This is a genomic window from Nocardia sp. NPDC004718, assembly GCF_053601535.1.
This window is the reverse complement of the sequence record NZ_JBSGCA010000012.1, coordinates 89,298-107,930: the sequence shown is the minus strand read 5'-3', so window position 1 is coordinate 107,930 and position 18,633 is coordinate 89,298. Positions and strand designations below refer to the sequence as shown.

The 18,633-nt window shown below is 69.5% G+C and carries 17 protein-coding genes; 6 read left to right on the top strand and 11 right to left on the bottom strand.

What is annotated here, in order from left to right; genetic code table 11:
• Positions 1 to 540 (top strand): carboxymuconolactone decarboxylase family protein, encoded by a 540-nt coding sequence (locus tag ACWEH3_RS11875; RefSeq protein ID WP_039799200.1) that lies wholly within the window; start codon positions 1 to 3, stop codon positions 538 to 540.
• Positions 541 to 646: 106 nt separating this feature from the next.
• Positions 647 to 1,321, top strand: coding sequence for a PhzF family phenazine biosynthesis protein (locus ACWEH3_RS11870; protein WP_450016634.1), 675 nt, complete (start codon positions 647 to 649; stop codon positions 1,319 to 1,321).
• A 6-nt stretch (positions 1,322 to 1,327) separates the two neighbouring features.
• Here ACWEH3_RS11870 and ACWEH3_RS11865 read toward each other — a convergent pair whose 3' ends face one another.
• The 4 genes from ACWEH3_RS11865 to ACWEH3_RS11850 form a co-directional block, all read right to left on the bottom strand.
• On the bottom strand, positions 1,328 to 2,047 hold the full coding sequence (locus ACWEH3_RS11865) for an anti-sigma factor (protein ID WP_450016632.1): 720 nt from the start codon (positions 2,045 to 2,047) through the stop codon (positions 1,328 to 1,330).
• Positions 2,040 to 2,726, bottom strand: coding sequence for an ECF RNA polymerase sigma factor SigK (gene sigK / locus ACWEH3_RS11860; protein WP_450016630.1), 687 nt, complete (start codon positions 2,724 to 2,726; stop codon positions 2,040 to 2,042). The genes ACWEH3_RS11865 and sigK overlap by 8 nt, the downstream gene beginning before the upstream one ends.
• Positions 2,727 to 2,789: 63 nt before the next feature.
• Entirely contained in the window at positions 2,790 to 3,464 is a 675-nt protein-coding gene (locus ACWEH3_RS11855) for a DUF5134 domain-containing protein (RefSeq protein ID WP_450016628.1), read from the bottom strand.
• A 334-nt stretch (positions 3,465 to 3,798) separates the two neighbouring features.
• Positions 3,799 to 5,028, bottom strand: coding sequence for an aminotransferase family protein (locus tag ACWEH3_RS11850; RefSeq protein ID WP_450016626.1), 1,230 nt, complete (start codon positions 5,026 to 5,028; stop codon positions 3,799 to 3,801).
• A gap of 215 nt (positions 5,029 to 5,243) precedes the next feature.
• Here ACWEH3_RS11850 and hrpA point away from each other — a divergent pair, with 215 nt between their 5' ends.
• Positions 5,244 to 9,344, top strand: coding sequence for an ATP-dependent RNA helicase HrpA (gene hrpA / locus ACWEH3_RS11845; protein ID WP_450016624.1), 4,101 nt, complete (start codon positions 5,244 to 5,246; stop codon positions 9,342 to 9,344).
• A gap of 1 nt (position 9,345) precedes the next feature.
• On the opposite strand, the gene nrdR is transcribed toward hrpA, so the two are convergent.
• The 3 genes from nrdR to ACWEH3_RS11830 form a co-directional block, all read right to left on the bottom strand.
• A complete protein-coding gene (gene nrdR / locus ACWEH3_RS11840; RefSeq protein WP_355070293.1) occupies positions 9,346 to 9,816 on the bottom strand; it encodes a transcriptional regulator NrdR in 471 nt (156 codons plus the stop codon).
• A 206-nt stretch (positions 9,817 to 10,022) separates the two neighbouring features.
• Complete coding sequence (locus ACWEH3_RS11835; RefSeq protein WP_450016622.1) at positions 10,023 to 11,276, bottom strand: hypothetical protein; 1,254 nt, start codon at positions 11,274 to 11,276, stop codon at positions 10,023 to 10,025.
• A 124-nt stretch (positions 11,277 to 11,400) separates the two neighbouring features.
• Positions 11,401 to 11,868, bottom strand: a complete 468-nt coding sequence (locus ACWEH3_RS11830; RefSeq protein WP_450016620.1) for a hypothetical protein — start codon at positions 11,866 to 11,868, stop codon at positions 11,401 to 11,403.
• 268 nt (positions 11,869 to 12,136) lie between these two features.
• Between ACWEH3_RS11830 and lexA the strand changes: the two genes are divergently transcribed.
• Both lexA and ACWEH3_RS11820 read left to right on the top strand, forming a co-directional pair.
• A complete protein-coding gene (gene lexA, locus ACWEH3_RS11825) occupies positions 12,137 to 12,865 on the top strand; it encodes a transcriptional repressor LexA (RefSeq protein WP_379251220.1) in 729 nt (242 codons plus the stop codon).
• A 136-nt stretch (positions 12,866 to 13,001) separates the two neighbouring features.
• Positions 13,002 to 15,044 carry a glycosyltransferase family 39 protein gene (locus ACWEH3_RS11820; RefSeq protein ID WP_450016741.1) on the top strand — a complete coding sequence of 681 codons (2,043 nt, stop codon included), beginning with the start codon at positions 13,002 to 13,004 and terminating at the stop codon, positions 15,042 to 15,044.
• A 56-nt stretch (positions 15,045 to 15,100) separates the two neighbouring features.
• Here ACWEH3_RS11820 and ACWEH3_RS11815 read toward each other — a convergent pair whose 3' ends face one another.
• Positions 15,101 to 15,541 carry a hypothetical protein gene (locus ACWEH3_RS11815; protein WP_450016618.1) on the bottom strand — a complete coding sequence of 147 codons (441 nt, stop codon included), beginning with the start codon at positions 15,539 to 15,541 and terminating at the stop codon, positions 15,101 to 15,103.
• Positions 15,542 to 15,569: 28 nt separating this feature from the next.
• Complete coding sequence (locus ACWEH3_RS11810) at positions 15,570 to 16,079, bottom strand: DUF2231 domain-containing protein (protein ID WP_450016616.1); 510 nt, start codon at positions 16,077 to 16,079, stop codon at positions 15,570 to 15,572.
• A 187-nt stretch (positions 16,080 to 16,266) separates the two neighbouring features.
• Here ACWEH3_RS11810 and ACWEH3_RS11805 point away from each other — a divergent pair, with 187 nt between their 5' ends.
• Positions 16,267 to 16,440 carry a hypothetical protein gene (locus tag ACWEH3_RS11805; protein ID WP_450016614.1) on the top strand — a complete coding sequence of 58 codons (174 nt, stop codon included), beginning with the start codon at positions 16,267 to 16,269 and terminating at the stop codon, positions 16,438 to 16,440.
• Between the two features lie 368 nt (positions 16,441 to 16,808).
• Here the strand turns inward: ACWEH3_RS11805 and ACWEH3_RS11800 are convergent, their stop codons facing one another.
• Both ACWEH3_RS11800 and ACWEH3_RS11795 read right to left on the bottom strand, forming a co-directional pair.
• Positions 16,809 to 17,555, bottom strand: coding sequence for a DUF6390 family protein (locus tag ACWEH3_RS11800; protein WP_450016612.1), 747 nt, complete (start codon positions 17,553 to 17,555; stop codon positions 16,809 to 16,811).
• The gene (locus tag ACWEH3_RS11795; protein ID WP_450016739.1) at positions 17,555 to 18,622 is read right to left on the bottom strand and encodes a Nickel transporter NicT; all 1,068 of its coding nucleotides are present in this window, start codon (positions 18,620 to 18,622) and stop codon (positions 17,555 to 17,557) included. The genes ACWEH3_RS11800 and ACWEH3_RS11795 overlap by 1 nt, the downstream gene beginning before the upstream one ends.
• Positions 18,623 to 18,633: the final 11 nt, after the last annotated feature.

Sequence of the window (18,633 nt, the reverse complement as noted above, 5' to 3'; positions counted from 1 at the left end):
ATGAGCATTGAGAACCTGAAGAACTCCCTTCCCGAGTACGCCAAGGACCTCAAGCTCAATCTGTCATCCATCGCGCGCACCACGGTGCTGAACGAACAGCAGTTGTGGGGCACCCTGCTCGCGTCGGCGGCCGCCACCCGGTCGACGACCACGCTGCGCGAGATCGCCGAGGAAGCCGCCGACGTGCTGTCGGCGGAGGCGTACAACGCCGCGCTCGGCGCCGCCTCGATCATGGGCATGAACAACGTGTTCTACCGGGGCAAGGCGTTCCTCGGCGGTCGCTACGACGACTTGCGGGCCGGGCTGCGCATGCAGATCATCGGCACGCCTGGCGTCGACAAGGCCGACTTCGAGCTGTGGTCGTTCGCGGTCTCCTCGATCAACGGTTGCGCGCACTGCCTCGAGGCGCACGAGCACACGTTGCGCGAAGCGGGCGTATCCCGCGAGGTGATCTTCGAATCGCTGCGCGCCGCCGCCATCGTGGCCGGTGTCGGCCAGGCGGTGCAGTCGACCGAGGCCCTCACCGCGGCCGCGATCTGATCTCGCTGGGAAAGAGGCCCCTGTCCTGCGGTGGGGGCCTCTTTCGCGTTCCATTGTGGTCTGCGCTACAGCTCGCGCCCGCGGCATCCGAGTAGGCTCGGCGAGCATGAGCACACAGGTCGATGTGGTGCGAGTGTTCACCGACGCCGCCGGACGGTTCGGCAACGAGCTCGGTATCGCGCGGGCGGCCGACGTGGCCGCGGCCGATCGGCAGGCGCTGGCCGCCAAGGCCGGATACAGCGAGACCGTGGTCGTCGAGGAGCCGGTGGACAGCACCGCCGCGGTGCGGATCTACACCCCCACGATGGAACTTCCGTTCGCCGGGCACCCCTCGGTGGGGACGGCGTGGTGGTTCGCGTCGCAGGGCATTCCGGTGCGGACACTGGACGTCCCCGCGGGCCCGGTGGCCGTGGAGCTCACCGAGGGATTGACTTGGATCACCGCTCGCGGCGAGTGGGCGCCCGCGTTCACCTTCCATCAACTGGAGGACGCCGAGGAGCTGGCCACCTTGCGGCCGGAGGAGTTCCCCGGTGGTCCGCATTACTTGTGGGCATGGACCGACGAGCATCGCGCCGCCCTGCGATCGCGCATGTTCGCGCCGACCATGGGCATCGCCGAGGACGAGGCGACCGGAGCCGCGGCCGTGGCGTTGACGGCGCTGCTGCGCAAGGGACTGGTCATCACCCAGGGCAAAGGCTCGCAAATGTTCACCCGGTGGGACTCCGACGGCTGGGTGCATCTGGGCGGCCGAGTCGCCGCCGACCAGCCGGTGGAGATCTGACGCCGCTCAGGGCAGGGTCACGCCCACGATCGGGTTGCCGCTCGGTGCGTCCGAACCGCCGTCCGGTTCGACGCTCACCGCCAGCACTTCGCCGGACCGGAAACCGGTGACGAACGGCCGCTCGGCCGACGGCACGTCGCTCAGCAATCCCGCCGAGCGCGGTTGCCCGTCGGAACCGACCAGCCACACCTGATACACCCGGCCCAACGGCGGCGGAGCGACCCGATCGAAGACGACGACCGCGCGTCCGAGTTCGGGTGAGGCGTCGACGACGAGCAGCCCACCCCCGGCGAACGATCCGTTCACCGTCCGCATGTGCACCCGATCGGCGGCGGCCGGGTCCGAGTGGGAGCCGAGGAGCTGCGCGGTCACCACGCTGCCACCGATCACCAGGCACAAGACGGCTGCGAGCGGCGCCACCCAGCGCAGCGAGCGCCGCCACGATGCGATCCGCGTGCTCGACCGCTCGGCGCGCTCGTCGGGCAGCTCGGCCAGGATGCGGCGTTCCAGCTCCGGCGGCGGCGCGAGCTCACCGAGCACGGCCAGCCGCCCCATGACGTCACGCACCTGCCACACGGTGTCGGAGAACGCCTGGCGCACCTCCGGGTCCGCGGCCGCCAGACGGGCATCGATGTGCCTGCGTTCGATATCGGCGACCGCGTCCAGCGCACAGGGGTAGGCGAGGTCGATGAGGTCCGCCTCCGAGCGCGGCGAGGTGTCAACCATCGCTGCCTTCCCCGGACAAACACTGCTCCAATCGTTTCAGCCCGTCGCGGATGCGGGTCTTGATCGTGGGCAGCGGCACCGAGAGACGATCGGCGACCTCCCGGTAGGTCCACCCGCCGTAGTAGGCCAGCACGATCGCTTCGCGCTGCGTGGGTGTCAACCTCTCCAGGCAGCCCGCCACTTGTTGCTCCTCGATGCGCTGGGTGACCGATTCGGCGACGACATCGTGGGCGCGACCGAGCTGCTCGTGCGCGTAGACGAGGTCCCGGCTGGTGGCCGAACTCTCCGCGCGAACCCGGTCCACCGCCCGGCGATGGGCGAGCATCATGAGCCAGCCGACCGGACCGGCCAGCGTGGCATCGTAACGATCGGCCATCGACCAGACCTGGAGGTAGACCTCCTGGGTCACCTCCTCCGCGGCGGCATGACTGCGCAGGACTCGCACCGCGAGCCCGAACACCCGCGGACTGGTCAGCTGATAGAACTCGGTGAACGCGCCACGATCGCCCGCGCCGGCGGCGGCGAGCAGCGCCGCGAGCTCACGGCTCGCGCGGGTCGCCCCTGCTCGGTCGTAGCCGGTGGGCAGCGGGCACGCGAGCGCCGGGTCATCGGTTTCCTCGCGCGCACGCGCCGGACCGCCGGAGCGATGGGGTGAAGCAGAACCGTGTTCGTTGCTCATGGCCGAATCCCGTGCCTGCATGCACAGGGGTTCGGTATGCGCGGGAAACCGGATTGGTCACGGTCAACGAATGATCACGGCCACGAGCATGTAAGCGGTGCCCGCGTCCATCACCACATGCGGCACCGCCGCCCACGGTTTCGCGGGACCGGTGAGGGCGGCGACGCAGCCGCCGGAACGCACCAGCAGCCCCAGCGGCCCCGGCACGTGCGCCCGGGTCCAGCCGGTACAGGCGGTGAAGGTCACCAGAAGCGCGTCGAGCAGGAACAGGATGGCGAGAACGAGCGCCGGTCCGGTGGACGGACCGCCCACATGGCCGAAACCCGTATGGCCGGACATCGCGTAGAGCATCGCCGCGGCGGCGACGATGTGGTAGCCGAGCGGTACCAGCCGGTCGATCGGCAATGGCCGCCCCTGGGTGGCGTGCTCCACGGCGCGGATCGTCAGCAACCCGGCGAACACCACGGCCATCGCCATCAGCACGCCGCGCACCGCATGCGGGCTCGCGCCCGAGGGAAACACCAGCATGCCGAGCATCACCAGGCACATCACCAGGTGGGCCGCATCGGATTCGGAGTGCCCTGCCGAGGCGTCCGACGGTGGCCGTGTCTGCGCGACGGACCCGGTCGACGCCGTCGCGGCCGCCGCCACCCGCGACAGCACGATCCCCGCGGCGATCACGAACGCCGCCACCATCATCCACCGCAAGACGGCATACTCCTGCACGAACTGCGCCACACCCCACCACCTCTCAGCACGGCGACCACGGTCGTCGCCCTTCCATGCTCGCATCCCGGAGCGTTCGGGGTGTCATTTTCAAATCGCGCACCTCATGTATGACGCCGAGGGAAGCCATACCTCAGCGTTTCGATCGCATGCCCTCGTGGCCGAGCTCCGGCGCGCGCGTCGCACCGCGGATTCGGTAACCGCATGGGATGGTGCGGCCCTCGCCGGATGCGCCGCGGCGAAGCGCCGCGACGACGACGGCTCTACGCCGCCAACGGCTTCGCCACTGCGCGCCGTGCGGTGACTACCGCCCTGACCCGCACAGCGTCTTCATGAGCCTCTGACGTCAAGCATCGTTCAACGCGCGGGTGAATCCCTCGACGAGCTCGGCGACCTGGTCGTCGGTCATGACGAAGGCCGGGGAGACCTGCATTGCCCCTTGGCCCGCGGCGCGACCGGAGATGCCGTGCCTGCGCAACGTCTTGACCAGTCGCGGCCCTTCGGCGGGATCGGCGAGCTGGATGGCCGCGACGGCGCCGAATCCGCTGCGCACCTCGGCGACCCTGGGGTGTTCGGCGAGCACCGACAGCTGATCGTGCAGGCTGGATTCCAGGCGCAGAGCGGCCGCGAGCAGGTCTTCCCGCTCGACGATGTCGAGATTCGCCAACGCGGCGGCCGCCGCGCCCGCGTGGCCGCCGTAGGTGTAGCCGTGCCGCCACCAGACGCCGCCGGCGAAGAACGGCTCCGCCACGCGCGGGGCGGCGAATACCGCGCCCATCGGGAGATATCCGGAGGTCAGTCCCTTCGCGGTGGTCATCAGATCGGGTTCGAGCGCGAGCCGCGACGAGGCGAACCACGCTCCGCCGATGCGGCCGAAACCCGTGACCACTTCGTCGGCGACGAACAGGATGTCGTGGTCGCGGCAGATCCGGCGCACCTCGGCGAGGTAACCCGCCGGTGGCGGATACACGCCGCCCGCGCCGATGACGGGTTCGCAGAAGAACGCGGCGATCCGCTCGGCGCCGACCTCCTCGATGAGGGCGAGCAGTGCTTTCGCGTCGTCCCATGCCACGGTGCGCGCCGCGGGCATCAGCTCGCCGTAGCCTTCGCGGTTTCCCGGGAGGCCGCCGAGCGCGGTGCCGCCCACGTGCATGCCGTGATAGGCCATCCGCCGCCCGACCATGATCGTCTTGCCCGGCTGCCCTAGTTCGTGCCAGTAGCGGCGGGCGAGCTTGGTCGCGGTGTCGACGGAGTCGGAGCCGCCCGAGGTGAAGAAGATCTTGCTCCCGGGAACCGGCGCGAGCCCGGCGAGCCGCTCGGCGAGTTCCTGGGTGGCGGGCTCGGTGATGTCGCCGAAATTGGAGTAGTGCGCGATCGTGCGCAGCTGGGCGGCCACCGCGTCGGCGATCTCGGCGCGCCCGTGGCCCACGTTGGCGAACCACAGGCCCGCGGTGGCGTCCAGGTAGCGGTTGCCCGCCCGGTCGAAGACGTAGGCGCCCTCCCCGCGGGCGACCACGAACGCTCCGTCCCGCTCGACGGCGCCCATGTCGGCGAAGCCATGCCATAGCGCGTTCATGTCTTCCACCTTTACCGGTTCCCCGGCCACGGTCCATACCTCCGAACACCGCGGCCGCTCCGCGAACCGGACGCAAGCACCGCGCGCATCGGCGCTGAACAGCGCATATCCGGGCGGGACACCGCGCCGATCGCACCCCGCTGGCTTACTCGGCTACCGGACGCACCGCCTGGTGGAAAAATTCGCTGGCGGATTTCGCTAGGCTGGTCGATGCAATGACCAGGACAGCCGCCACCGATCTCCGCGACCTTCGCACCCGCCTGGCGAATCTCTCCCTTCGCGACGAACACCGGTTGCGGCGCAGGCTCGACAAAGCGCGCGGCGGCGACCTGGGCGAGGTGGAGACCGAGATCACAGCGGCCGAACTGCGCGTCGAAGCGCGGCGCGCCGCGGTGCCGGAGATCCGCTACCCCGAGCAGCTACCGGTCACCGCCCGTCGCGAGGACATCGCCGCGGCCATCGCCGCGCACCAGGTGGTCATCGTCGCGGGCGAGACCGGCTCCGGCAAGACCACCCAGATCCCGAAGATCTGCCTCGAACTCGGCCGCGGCATCCGTGGCACCATCGGGCACACCCAGCCCCGCAGGCTCGCCGCGCGCACCGTGGCCGAGCGCATCGCCGAGGAGCTGGGCACCGAACTCGGCGACGTGGTCGGCTACACGGTGCGGTTCACCGACCACGCCTCCGAAACCACTCTGGTCAAGTTGATGACCGACGGCATCCTGCTCGCGGAGATCCAGCGCGACCGGCTGCTGCGCCGCTACGACACGATCATCATCGACGAGGCGCACGAACGCAGTCTCAACATCGACTTCCTGCTCGGCTACCTCAAACAGCTGCTGCCCCGCAGGCCCGACCTCAAGGTGATCATCACCTCGGCGACCATTGATCCCGAGCTGTTCGCCCGGCATTTCGCGGATGAACAGGGCACGCCCGCACCTATCGTCGAGGTCTCCGGGCGCTCGTACCCGGTGGAGATCCGCTACCGGCCGCTCGCGCTGGAGCTGCCGAGCGCCGTCGAGGACGAAGACGACGAGGACACCCGCATCGTCGACCGGGACCCGGTGGACGCCATCGGTGACGCGGTGACCGAACTGTTCGCCGCGGGCGACGGCGACGTGCTGGTGTTCCTGTCCGGCGAACGCGAGATCCGCGACACCGCGGACGCGCTGCGCGATCTGAAGCTACCGCGCACCGAGATCCTTCCGCTGTACGCCCGGCTGTCCACCGCCGAGCAGCACCGCGTGTTCGCCCCGCACACCGGCCGCCGGGTGGTGCTCGCGACGAACGTCGCGGAGACCTCGCTCACGGTGCCGGGGATCCGGTACGTCGTCGACCCGGGCACCGCGCGGATCTCGCGCTATTCCATGCGCACCAAAGTGCAACGGCTGCCGATCGAACCAGTGTCCCAGGCATCGGCGCGGCAGCGATCCGGACGTTGCGGTCGCGTCGCCGACGGCATCTGCATCCGCCTGTATTCGGAAGACGACTTCGAATCCCGGCCCACCTTCACCGATCCGGAGATCCTGCGCACCAACCTCGCCGCGGTGATCCTGCAGATGACCGCGCTCGGACTCGGTGACATCGAGAACTTCCCGTTCGTGGAGGCGCCGGACCGCCGCGCCATCCGCGACGGCGTCGCCCTGCTCGAGGAGCTCGGCGCACTCGCGCGGCGCGACGGCGGGGCCGGAGCGAGTGGCGACGACGCCGCACTGTCGCTGACGCCGATCGGCCGGGAGATGGCCCAGCTCCCCGTCGATCCCCGGATGGCGCGGATGCTGGTGGAGGCGCAGCGCACCGGGTGTCTGGCCGACGTGCTGGTCATCGTCGCGGCGCTGTCGATCCAGGACGTCCGCGAGCGGCCCGCCGATCAGCAGCAGGCCGCCGACACCAAGCACGCGCGGTTCACCGTCGACGGCTCCGATTTCCTGGCCTACCTGCGATTGTGGGAATACCTCGGCGGACAGCGCAAGTCGTTGTCGTCCAATCAGTTCCGCCGTCTGTGCCGGGAGGAGTTCCTGCACTACCTGCGGATCCGGGAGTGGCAGGATCTCCACGGGCAGCTGCGCACGATCACCAGAGGCCTCGGCTGGTCGACCCGCGCGGAGCACGCGGAGGACGGCGCGAAACCGGACCGAACCGAAGCGGCGGCACCGGATCGCAAGTCCGGCAACGGGTCACGCAGGGGTCGCGGTGGCGACGGACGCGCGGGCTCCGAACGTGGCAGGTCCGCCACCGCGGCCATCGTGGACGACGGACTCCCCTGGGATGCCACAGCCATCCATCAGGCGCTGCTGGCGGGCATGCTGTCGCACATCGGCGTCCGCGAGGCCGAAACCCGGGAGTTCCTCGGCGCCCGCAACGCCAAGTTCATGATTTTCCCCGGTTCGTCGCTGGCCAAGAAGCCGCCCCGCTGGGTGATGGCCGCCGAACTGGTCGAGACCTCACGGCTGTGGGGCCGGATGGCCGCGAAGATCGAGCCCGAATGGGCCGAGCGACTGGCGGGCGACCTCGTCAAGCGCACCTACTCCGAACCACACTGGTCGGCCAAGCGAGGCGCGGCGCGCGCCTACGAACGCGTCACGTTGTACGGCATCCCGCTGGTCACCGGCAGGCCCGTGGATTACGGCCGCATCGACCCGGAGCTGTCACGCGAGTTGTTCATCCGCCATGCCCTGGTGCAGGGCGAGTGGCAGACTCGGCACGAGTTCTTCCACCGCAATCGCGCGCTGCTGGACGATGTCGCCGACCTGGAGCACCGCGCCCGCCGCCGCGACATCCTGGTCGACGACGAGGTGCTGTTCGAGTTCTACGACAAGCGCCTGCCCGCCGACATCGTCTCGGTGCGGCACTTCGACAGCTGGTGGCGCGCCGCACGCCGGGAGGACCCGGCGCAGCTGGACTTCTCCACCTCCACCGTGGTCAACGAGGGCGCGGCCGCGCTGGACCCGGCGGCGTTCCCCGACTCCTGGCGGCAGGGCGAACTCAGTTTCCCGCTCTCCTACCAGTTCGAACCGGGCAACGAGGACGACGGCGTCACCGTGCGGATACCGGTGGAACAGCTCGCCCACGTTCGCGCCGTCGGTTTCGACTGGCTGGTGCCGGGCATGCGCGACGAACTGGCCGCCGCCTTGATCAAGACGTTGCCGAAGACCTTGCGGCGCAGCGTTGTTCCCGCCCCCGATTTCGCGACCGCCGCCTTGTCGGCGCTCACCCCGCGTGCGGAGCCGCTGCGCGCCGGGCTGGCGCGCGAGCTGTCCCGGCTGGGTTCGGTGCCGATCGCCCCCACCGACTTCGACATCGCCGCGCTGCCCGACCACCTGCGCATGACCTTCGCGGCCGTCGGCGGCGACGGGGCCACGCTCGCGCGTGGCAAGAGCCTCGCCGCGCTGAAAACGCAGCTGGCCGAACAGGTCTCCGCCTCGGTCGCCCGGGCCACCGCGGGCGCCGAACGCCCTCCGGCCACGGTGTGGACCTCCGAATCGCTCGGCACCATCGCGCCGACGGTGCGGCGCGAGGTGGCGGGCCAGACCGTCACCGGATATCCCGCGCTCGTCGCCGAAGAGGACGGCGTGGCGCTCCGGGTTCTCAGCTCCCCCGCCGAGCAGGCCGCCGCCATGCGCCTCGGCACCAGAGCGTTGCTGCTGCACGCACTGCCGACGTCGGTCCGCTCGGCCACCGCGGGGCTGCCGCCCGCGGACCGCCTCGCCCTGAGTCAGAATCCGTACGGCTCGCTGGAGGCGCTGCTCGAGGACTGCCGCGCGGCCGCCGCCGACGAACTGCTCGCGGCCGCGGGCGGGCCGGTGCACGACCCGGCGGAATTCGACGCGCTCGTCGCCCGGATCCGGCCCGACTTCGCCGCTACCGTCGCTCGTTTCGTGCGCTTGGTCGTGCCGATCCTCGCCGGCGCACACCAGGTCTCCGCGGCGCTGGAGCGAACGAGCGAGCGCGACATCGCCGATGACGTCCGTCATCAGCTCGACAACCTCGTGTTCCGCGGCTTCGTCTCCGAGACGGGCGCGACGAGGCTGCGTGAGCTGCCCCGTTATCTCCAGGCCGCGGTGGCGCGACTGGAGGCGCTGCCCGGCTCCGCCGTTCGCGATCGGCAGGGCATGGCCGAACTCGATCGGGCGCTGGCCGCCTACGACCGCCTGGTCGCGTCGCTACCGGAGAACCGCAAGCATGCACCCGCGGTCACCGAGATCTGGTGGATGATCGAGGAATTCCGGGTCAGCCTGTTCGCGCAGAAGCTCGGCACCCCATTTCCGGTGTCGGCCAAGCGAATCGAGAAGGCGATCGCCGCTGTGCGACGCTGAGTCAGTCGGCGGCCGACAACGCTTCCGCACGCGCCCTGCGCATCTCCCTGATCTCGCGCTCGAAGTCGTCGGCCGAGGTGAACGATCGGTAGACCGAGGCGAAGCGCAGGTAGGCCACCTCGTCCAGATCCCGCAGCGGGCCGAGAATGGCCAAGCCCACCTCGTGACTGGGCACCTCGGGAGAACCCTTCGCCCGCACCGCGTCTTCCACCTGCTGGGCGAGCAAGTTCAGCGCGTCGTCGTCGACCTCACGGCCTTGGCAGGCCCGGCGCACGCCCCGGATGACCTTCTCACGGCTGAACGGCTCGGTGACGCCGCTACGCTTGACCACCGACAGAATGGCCGTCTCCACCGTGGTGAACCGCCGCCCACATTGCGGGCAGGCGCGACGGCGACGGATGGCCGCGCCTTCGTCGGCCTCGCGCGAATCCACCACCCGAGAGTCGGGGTGTCGGCAGTACGGGCAATGCATCCGAGAAATCCTTCGTCGATGCGCGTGCTCGCGTCCGGACCGGGCACCGATCGCGGCGATCGGTCCGGCGAGCCCGTGTACAGAGGTCTATACCCCGGCACCAGGTATTCCTCGTGCGACACGCGGAATACCTGCATAACACTTCGAGGATACCCGTCCGAGTTTCCGGTTTGTCGCACTCACCCCGGCGATCGGACGCTGCTCGGTCATCCGGAGATCTGCCAGTGCGCGGTCAGGTCCGCGAGCAGCTCCGGTAAGCGGGCGGCCAGGCGACCGCGCGCCAGCTTGTTCCAGAACGCCTCGCCGAGGACGGCGCCGGCCGAGACGGGATCGGTCTCCATATCGATGTGGCGGGGCACCAGGTCACCGGTGATGTAGTTCCATCGGGTGTCACGGTCGGCCCAGTTGAAGCCGGGCAACGGGACGCGCAGCGCGAGGCCGCGGCCTCCGACTTCGGCGCTCACCACCGTCGGGGCGAACACGCCTGGCGCGCGAACGCCCGGGACAGCGGGTTTACCCGCGATGGTGCTGACATAGGTGAGCACGCGGCCGATCGGCGCACGACCCGCCGACGTCTCATCCCACTGGTCGGCCACGACGTGGTTCTGCTCCCGATCGGTCATCCGGACCAGCGCGTCGATGTAGCCGTCCCGGGTGCCCGAGTCGATCGACCGCCAAGCGGCGTGGATGTCGTCGTCCAGCACACCGGCCGCGTACATCTCGTCGATTCCGCGCATGCCGAGCGCGACGTAGGCCTCGTGCATCGGCACCAGATCCGTGAAGATGTGCTTCTGCATGATCATCAGGCGTGTCTGGTACCAGGCGACGTCCGCCGCGGTCAGCCGAGAACCCTCGGTAGCGAGCAGCCGGATGTCCTCCGGCAGCGCAGCCGCCAGTTCCGGTGGAGTGGCGCGCAGGAGGTCGGCGCCCGTGTCGCCGAGTCGATGGATGCCGGGCAAATCCAGGAAGACGCCCGCATCGCTCATGTCGAAGAATCCGGAGGCGAACGATCCGCCCGCGATTCCGGCGAGTCCCGCCCAGAAGAACTCCGGGTGCTGGGTGGCCAGCCGCAGATAGTTGACGTACACCTGATTGAAAGTGCGTTCGTTCGGGCGCGGGCCCCGACCGGGATCCCAGGCCGCCAGGTCGATGTCGGCGTTGCGGGTGGCGACCACCAGCCAGTACTGGTGCAGCAGCGTCGCATATCTGCGCGGCGGCACTCCGTCGGCCCGTGCCTGCCGCAACGCCTCCGCCAGGTCGAATTCGCTCAGTGGGAGCAGCGGATCGAGTCCACCCGGCCCCGCACCGTCGCCATTGACGGACGGGAGATCGAGATACGCCGCGTAGGCGGGCTCCGCCCTGGCGATGGCTGCCGCGCCGAGCCCGAAGACCAGGCAGAGAGACAAGGCGGCAAGGCGGGTGAAGACGCGAACCGAGCGCCCTGCGGTAAGGAGTGTCATGTGCTGAGAAGTCCCGACATCGTTCGGGCGACGTCGCCCGGATCATGTTTTCAGCACGGTAACAACACGTTCTAGTTTTCGATCAACAATTCCGGCCGCCCAGGGTGGCCGATTTCCCTTGTGCTCAGCGCGAATTGCCGTCGATCGCCACGCTCGGGCCATCCACCACGGCCGGCACCGGCCGGCCGGACCCACCGCCCCACTCACCCGCGCGCACATGCGACAAAGCGATCAAGCCCACCACCGTCGAAGCGGTGAGCAGGGCGGCGACGGCGAGGGCGGCGAACCCGATCTGCGCCTGCTCGACCCGGCGCATGGGATGTTCGCCACGAGGACGACGCCGCGCGAAAGTGCTTACGCCGCGGTCATAAGCGAGCATGCCCGCACCGGGACGCGCGCCGGGTGGGCGCCGATCGACCGCGGATCGATGCGCGGGCGTCAGCGTGCGCGGGCGCGCACCGCCGCACAGCAGCCGCCGGGCAGTCTCGTACCCGAGATCATCCTGTGCCGGGGCCGGATCGGCGACGCGGCGCTCGGCTTCGGCCTCCGCCGCGGCGATCGAAGGGGTGACATGGCTGATCGCAGTGCTCATCGGACAAACCTCCGTAGTGGGTGCTCCGTTGCCGGTCGAGCCGTTCGAACACGCGTTCCGCGCTCATTCGCTCACATGTTCGAAGAACTGGTGTTCGATTTCTACCACGCCGCGACGACAAAGTCAGCAGGAACACCCGACATGCGTCGAACAGATGTTTGATCCAGCGGCGGTACCGGACTAGATTCGAAGGACCGAAGACACGACAGGCCGAGAAGACACATGCCGGGCGCGGACCGGCCTGGCACAGCAGGAAAGGGCGGTTGCGGTGAGGCAGACGGACGACACGGGTGACGAGACCGAGAGCGGCGCCGACGCGGCGGGTAGCGGGGCGGATCTCACCGTGCGTCAGCGCAAAGTGCTCGAGGTGATCCGCACCTCGGTGAGCGAGCGCGGCTACCCGCCGAGCATCCGGGAGATCGGTGACGCCGTCGGCCTCACGTCCACCTCGTCGGTCGCGCATCAGCTGCGCGCCCTGGAACGCAAGGGCTACCTGCGCCGGGACCCGAATCGCCCGCGTGCCGTGGACGTCAGGGGCCTGGACGAAGTGGTGCGGTCGGTGACCAGCTTGCCGGTCGCCGCGGTCGACGACGGTGAGATCACCGTCGACGTCGACCGTCCCGTCCCCACCTTCGTTCCGGTGCTCGGCCGCATCGCCGCCGGTGGCCCGATCCTGGCCGAGCAGGCCGTGGAGGACGTCTTCCCGCTGCCGCGCGAGCTGGTCGGCGACGGTTCGCTGTTCCTGCTGAAGGTCGTCGGTCAATCCATGATCGACGCGGCGATCTGCGACGGCGACTGGGTGGTCGTGCGGCAGCAGAACGTCGCCGAGAACGGCGACATCGTCGCGGCGATGATCGACGGTGAGGCCACGGTGAAGACCTTCAAGCGCACCGGCAAGGACGTGTGGCTGATGCCGCACAACCCGGTCTTCGAGCCGATCCCCGGCAACGATGCCCAGATCCTGGGCAAGGTCGTCACGGTCATCCGCAAGATCTGACGGCCCCGGCGCGACGATCCACCGGCCGGCGGGCCGCGTGCCCGTCGGCCGGTGAACGTCCGGTACTCACAGCTGATTGCCAGGATGCGCGCAGGAGATTCACCAGGACGCTTGCGAGACTCCTGCGGTGACAACGATGCCCGCCGAGGCCGCCCTGCCCGATGCGAATCCGATTGCCACCCGTCCCGGGCCGGGCGGATTACCGCCCGCGCGGCTATGGGAGCGCGCAGGGCTGGCGGCATTGCTGCTCGGGACCGCGGCCGCGTACTTGTGGCACATCACGGTCAACGGCATGGGCAACGGCTTCTACGCCGCGGCGGCCTGGTCGGGTGCGCGGGACTGGAAAGCGGTGCTGTTCGGTTCTCTCGACCCGGGCAACTTCATCACGGTGGACAAGCCGCCGGTGTCGCAATGGGTGATGGGTGTTTCGGGGCAGCTGTTCGGATTCGGCAGCGCGAGCATGCTGGTGCCGCAGGCGCTGATGGCTGTCGCCGCGGTGGCATTGATGTACGCGATGGTCGCCGGGGCGACGACCAGCCGGGCCGCCGGACTGCTCGCCGGAGCCACGCTGGCGGCAACGCCGGTGGTGGCGTTGATGTTCCGGTTCAACAATCCGGATGCCGTGATGGTGCTGCTGATGACCGCGGGCGCGTACTGCACGCTTCGGTCGGCGCGGCAGGCGAGCGCGCGCTGGCTGATGCTGGCGGGCGTCGCGCTCGGGTTCGCGTTCCTGGCGAAGATGCTCGAAGGTCTCATGGTGTTGCCCGCCTTGGCGCTCACCTATCTGATCGTCGCGCCTACCTCGGTGCGAAACCGGTTGCTGCACTTGTCGGCCGCCGCGGCGGCACTGGTCGTCTCGTCCGGCTGGTATGTGCTGCTGACGGCGCTGTGGCCCGCCACTGCGCGGCCGTACCTGGCAGGCTCGACGGACAACACGTTCATGGATCTGGTGCTCGGCTACAACGGGTTCGCTCGCTTCCTGGGACAGAACCACCACGGCGGCAACAGATTCGCGCTGCCTCCGGGGTACGAGATGCCTGCCTCCGCCGGGCACACCGGCGGCGGGTTCGGCGGCTTCAGCGGACCAGGCCCGGCTCGCCTGTTCACCGGTGAGATCGGTTTCGAGATCTCCTGGCTGCTTCCGGCCGCCCTGCTCGCCTTCGCACTGGTGCTCGTCTCCCGTCGGGGTGCGCCACGAACGGACCCGGTTCGTGCGGCCGCGCTGGCGTTCGGGCTGTGGCTGGTCGTCGACGGCGTCGCCTTCACCGTGATGCGCGGCGGCATGCACGCCTACTACACGTTGGCGATCGGTCCGGCCGTGGCCGGGATGTTCGCGGTCGGGGTGGCCGAGGCGTGGCGGCGCCGGTCGGAGGCGTTCGGTCGCATCGGCGCCGCCGCACTGGCGCTGACGTCGGGACTGTGGGCGTTCGTGCTACTGAACCGCAATCCCGGGTGGCTGCCGCCGCTGCGCTGGACGCTCGTGGCGATCTCGCTGGCGGTGGCGCTCGGACTGGTCGCCGCCGCGATCCCGGCCGGGGCGCGACGGGTGCGAGCCAGGGCCGTATCGGTGCTCGTCGCCGTGGGCGTGCTCGCCGGGATCGGCGGATCGACGGCATACGCCGCGGCCACTCTGCCCCAGGCGCACACGGGCGGCAGTCCTACCGTGGGCCCGGCACGGCCCACGACGGCGGATCCGTCGAACGACATGCGCCGCGAGGTGACCGCGTTCGTCGACGGGGAGGTCGAACCCCAACTCGCCACGCTGTTGCGCGACACCGCCACCCCCTGGTCGGCCGTCGTGGACCGGTCCTCGGTCGCCGCGTCGCTGGAACTCGCCACCCACACCTCGGTCGTCGCGATCGGCGGCTTCACTTCCGACGATCCGGTGCCCACCCTCGATGAGTTCCAGACCATGGTGCGCACCCATCAGGTGACGTACTACCTCGCGCAGGAGGTGCGGCTGCCCGATTCGTGGCGGGTGCGCGACCAGCCCGCCGGGGCCGGCCGGACCGACGCCCCGGACAACGGATGGTGGCGGCCGGCCGGGCACAAAGACATCGCCGACTGGGTGTCGGCGCACTACAGCGCGGTACACATCGGCAACGTCGCGGTCTACGACCTCACTGCCCCGGCCTGCGACAGTACACAACCCTCGCCGCCCGCGGCCTGCGCGAAATGACTGGCTACCCTCGCCGGCGCGGCCACCCACCGGTGGTGCTCGGCGGGGACGAGAGGTCAGCTGCCGACGCCGAGCGCGGTCAGGAACACCAGCACGACGGTCGTCACCGCGAAGACGCCGTGAGCCGCGACGACGGCAACGGGAAAGTGCCCTTCGGGCGGTTCGGCCGTTCCCGTGGCGGAGCGGCGTTCGACCGTTCCCGCGGCGGAACGCGCTCGATAGGCGGGAATCCAGCGCACCAACATCGTGAATCCGAGCAACGCGACCGGGATCAGCAGCACGAAGGCGATCCATGCCCACGCCGTGTTGTCGACGACGAGGTACACGATCCACACGATCAGTCCGGCCACGGCGAGCAGGAAGTGCCCGAACAACACCGGCGCGGGCAGCTGGGTCGAATTCGGCTGGCGCGTGCCGCCCTTGGCGATCCAGGTGCCGAGCAGGAAGAAACCGCCGCCCGCGGTGAGCAGCCAGAAGATCAATGCGGCGATGCCCATGGTGTGCCTCCTGACGTTGGGAAGGGATTCAGCGCTTGAAGCCGCTCGCCTGGGTGGCCTCGTCGGCGACACGTACGCCGTACCGGTAGGCGAGCTTGCCCCCGAGATACCCCGACATCGCCAATGCCACCAGGGCCGCCACCGACAACGCCAAGGGCCCGGCCGGAACCGCGCGTGTGGTGTCTGCGCCCCGCCGCCAGACGAATCCGACCGCGTAGGCGACGGTCACCAGCAGATTGAGGGCCAGGTGCAGCAAGCCGGTGCGGAAGGCGGGCGTACCGGTCGGAATCGCGAGCAGGTCGAGGAACCCGATCGTCGCGGCGGCCAAGGCGCCGAGCACGCCGATCGCGATCAGCCACAACGACCCCTTGACCAGGAACTCCGGATCGTCCACCACTCGGGATGCGAGGTCGAACACCAGACTGGCGACCCATGCGCCGATCGGGACGGTGACCAGGATCGGATGGAAAGGGTGCCCGTACGGGCCGGCCAGCGCGGCGCTCACCGGCCGCTTCGCCTGCCGCGGATCCACGGTCATGGCGCACCTCCATCGAGGTCGATCGCCTTCGCATCCGCCGACCGGCCGCGGGGCCGAAGCTCGGCCACGGTCCGCCGAGTCATTTCACTCCGCCCGCGCAGATGGCCGGCGGATTCCACTCTCTTGTCTACGGGAATATCGCATCGAATACGGTAGGCCACAAAGGGGATGTACCACCGTACGAAAATTGCACACCTCGTTCGGAAAAGCCGCACCCATCGCCTCGACGCAGAATTGTCGGACGCCTGCACAACTGCGGTTTTCCGGCTTGTGGGACGGCTACTACATCATCGGAAGCATCGGCATCGGCATGCCCGGGAACATGCTGTTCCACATGTCGCGAATCATCCCCATCATCTGATCCAACACTGTAGTTCACCTCCCTTCGGGTGTCCGGAACGCGGATCAGCCCGTCGGGCACGATGGCGGAGGACGCGCCGACACACCGGACGAATCATCCGGGAATAGTTCGGAGTTTCGCCGGACGACTATCGGTGAAATACACGTGTCGCTCCCCGAGATCGGGCTCGACAGCTATATACAGGATACGCGCACCTAGGTGAGCCAAACACGCCTCGCAGGTCTGCCGAATTCGCGAACCGTCGAGTTCGCCACGATTGACGGGGATCGAAACTTTCTCATCGGCAACCGCCGCGGCATATCGGCGCAGTAAGCAAGCAGCCCGCCGCCTCGGTGTCGGGCGTGGACGACCGGCAACTCACGTGCTCGTCAGCTGATCGCTGGGCTCCCTTGTGCGGCCAGTCGTCGGTTGGTGAGCTCCAATTGACGCACCGTGCCCACCTCCAGAGCACTCACCTGGGCGTCGTCCAAGCGCCCGCACAGCCGCCCCCAGTGCACCGCGACCCGCTCCCCGACCGCGACGTCCGGCAGCGCCGCGTACCCGTCCACCCGGATCGGCACCGACCGCGCCGTCTCCGCCGACAACGCGAGACGTTCGCCGTCCCAGCTCAGCGCGCGGCAGCGCAACACGACCTCGCCGCCGGCGCGGTCGAGCACCGTTCCCCAGCTGATCCGGCAGTTGTCGAGCACGTGCAGGGGATGTTCGTTGCCGTGTCCGAGCAGCCGCGACCAGGGGTACACACCGAAGACGTGGAAGCAGTGGTTGGCGGCCGCCTCCTCGGCCAGCCGTGGCGTCAGGTACGTCCAATACCCGCCCGCGACCGGGCCGAGCAGATCCAGCAGTTCGGCGGTGAACTCGCGGGCATCCAGTTCCGCGCCGACGCCGCCGCCCAGCCAGTAGGCCTCGACGAGCCTGCGGTCCAGCGGGTCCGCTATGCCGGTCATGCGCGCCATCACGCGCAGGTACGGCCACGCTCCGGTGAACCGGCGCGCCACCGCCCGCACCTGCTCGTCCGAGCCGTCGCGCAGGGCCGCGGCATCGGGCGGCCCGCAGTGGCCGAGCCGATTGGGCGCGTAGGCGTACCGGGCGAACATCTCCGCTCCGCTGCCCGCCATCAGCACGGCCCTCCGCCCGCCCGGCCGGGAGACCACCGCTGCTCGATCCGGCCGAATCGCCACACTCCGACGGCGACCGCCCAGGTGAGCAGGAACAGTCCGGCGATCACGAAGCCCATGGCCCCCAGATCCAGCCCGCCGACCCACGCGAGCGGTCCGTCGGCGATGCCGAATTCGTCGGCCAGCAAGGAGATCATCTCCTGCGCGCCGATCAGCAGCGCCACGGCCACCGACAGACCGGTGACGACGATGTTGTAGTAGACGGTACGCAGCGGTCCGGCGAACGCCCATCCGTAGGCGTAGTTCATGAACGCGCCGTCCAGCGCGTCGAACAGCGTCATGCCCGCCGAGAACAGCACGGGCAGCACGAGGATCGCGTACCACGGCAGGTCGGTCGCCGCCGCGCCGCCCGCGATCACCAGCAAGCTCACCTCGGTGACGGTGTCGAAGCCGAGGCCGAACAGCAGCCCGACGAGGTACATCTGCCACGGCGCGCGCACCGCCCGGGTCAGCGGCCCGGTCACCCGCTGCAACGCGCCGCGGTCGTGCAGCCGCTGCCGCAACGCGGCCTCGTCGTAGCTCCCACGGCGCATCGAACGGAACACCCGCCAGATGCCGATCAGCGAGACCAGGTTCAACGCCCCGATGGCGAGCAGGAAAGTGCCGGAGATGCCGGTGCCGAAGAGGCCGGTCCAGCGTTGCAACCCGGAGTGCTCGTCGCGCAGGTTGCCCGCCAGCGCCTTGACGCCGAATGCCAGCAGCGCGACGAGGGCGAACACGATGGTGGAGTGCCCGAGGGAGAACCAGAATCCGACCGAAAGCGGCTTGCGGCCGTCCGCGACCAGTTTGCGGGTGGTGTTGTCGATCGCGGCGATGTGATCGGCGTCGAACGCGTGCCGCATGCCGAGCGTGTAGGCGGTGACGCCGAGGCCGACGCCGAACACCGCACCGTCCACCACGTATCCACCGGGGACAACGAGCAGCAGCAGCGCCGACCACCCGAGGACGTGCAGGACGACCACGACCGACGCCATCCCCGCGACGCCGCGCCGCTGCCGTCCGTCCAGCGGGGCACGCG

Bases quoted from the DNA above. Each gene is read 5' to 3' on its own strand.
- hrpA (WP_450016624.1), top strand. From the start codon at position 5,244: ATGACCAGGACAGCCGCCACCGATCTCCGCGACCTTCGCACCCGCCTG.
- ACWEH3_RS11870 (WP_450016634.1), top strand. From the start codon at position 647: ATGAGCACACAGGTCGATGTGGTGCGAGTGTTCACCGACGCCGCCGGA.
- ACWEH3_RS11830 (WP_450016620.1), bottom strand. From the start codon at position 11,868: ATGAGCACTGCGATCAGCCATGTCACCCCTTCGATCGCCGCGGCGGAG.
- ACWEH3_RS11815 (WP_450016618.1), bottom strand. From the start codon at position 15,541: ATGGGCATCGCCGCATTGATCTTCTGGCTGCTCACCGCGGGCGGCGGT.
- ACWEH3_RS11800 (WP_450016612.1), bottom strand. From the start codon at position 17,555: ATGGCGGGCAGCGGAGCGGAGATGTTCGCCCGGTACGCCTACGCGCCC.
- ACWEH3_RS11875 (WP_039799200.1), top strand. From the start codon at position 1: ATGAGCATTGAGAACCTGAAGAACTCCCTTCCCGAGTACGCCAAGGAC.
- ACWEH3_RS11865 (WP_450016632.1), bottom strand. From the start codon at position 2,047: ATGGTTGACACCTCGCCGCGCTCGGAGGCGGACCTCATCGACCTCGCC.
- ACWEH3_RS11810 (WP_450016616.1), bottom strand. From the start codon at position 16,079: ATGACCGTGGATCCGCGGCAGGCGAAGCGGCCGGTGAGCGCCGCGCTG.
- sigK (WP_450016630.1), bottom strand. From the start codon at position 2,726: ATGAGCAACGAACACGGTTCTGCTTCACCCCATCGCTCCGGCGGTCCG.
- ACWEH3_RS11820 (WP_450016741.1), top strand. From the start codon at position 13,002: ATGCCCGCCGAGGCCGCCCTGCCCGATGCGAATCCGATTGCCACCCGT.
- ACWEH3_RS11835 (WP_450016622.1), bottom strand. From the start codon at position 11,276: ATGACACTCCTTACCGCAGGGCGCTCGGTTCGCGTCTTCACCCGCCTT.
- ACWEH3_RS11850 (WP_450016626.1), bottom strand. From the start codon at position 5,028: ATGAACGCGCTATGGCATGGCTTCGCCGACATGGGCGCCGTCGAGCGG.
- nrdR (WP_355070293.1), bottom strand. From the start codon at position 9,816: ATGCATTGCCCGTACTGCCGACACCCCGACTCTCGGGTGGTGGATTCG.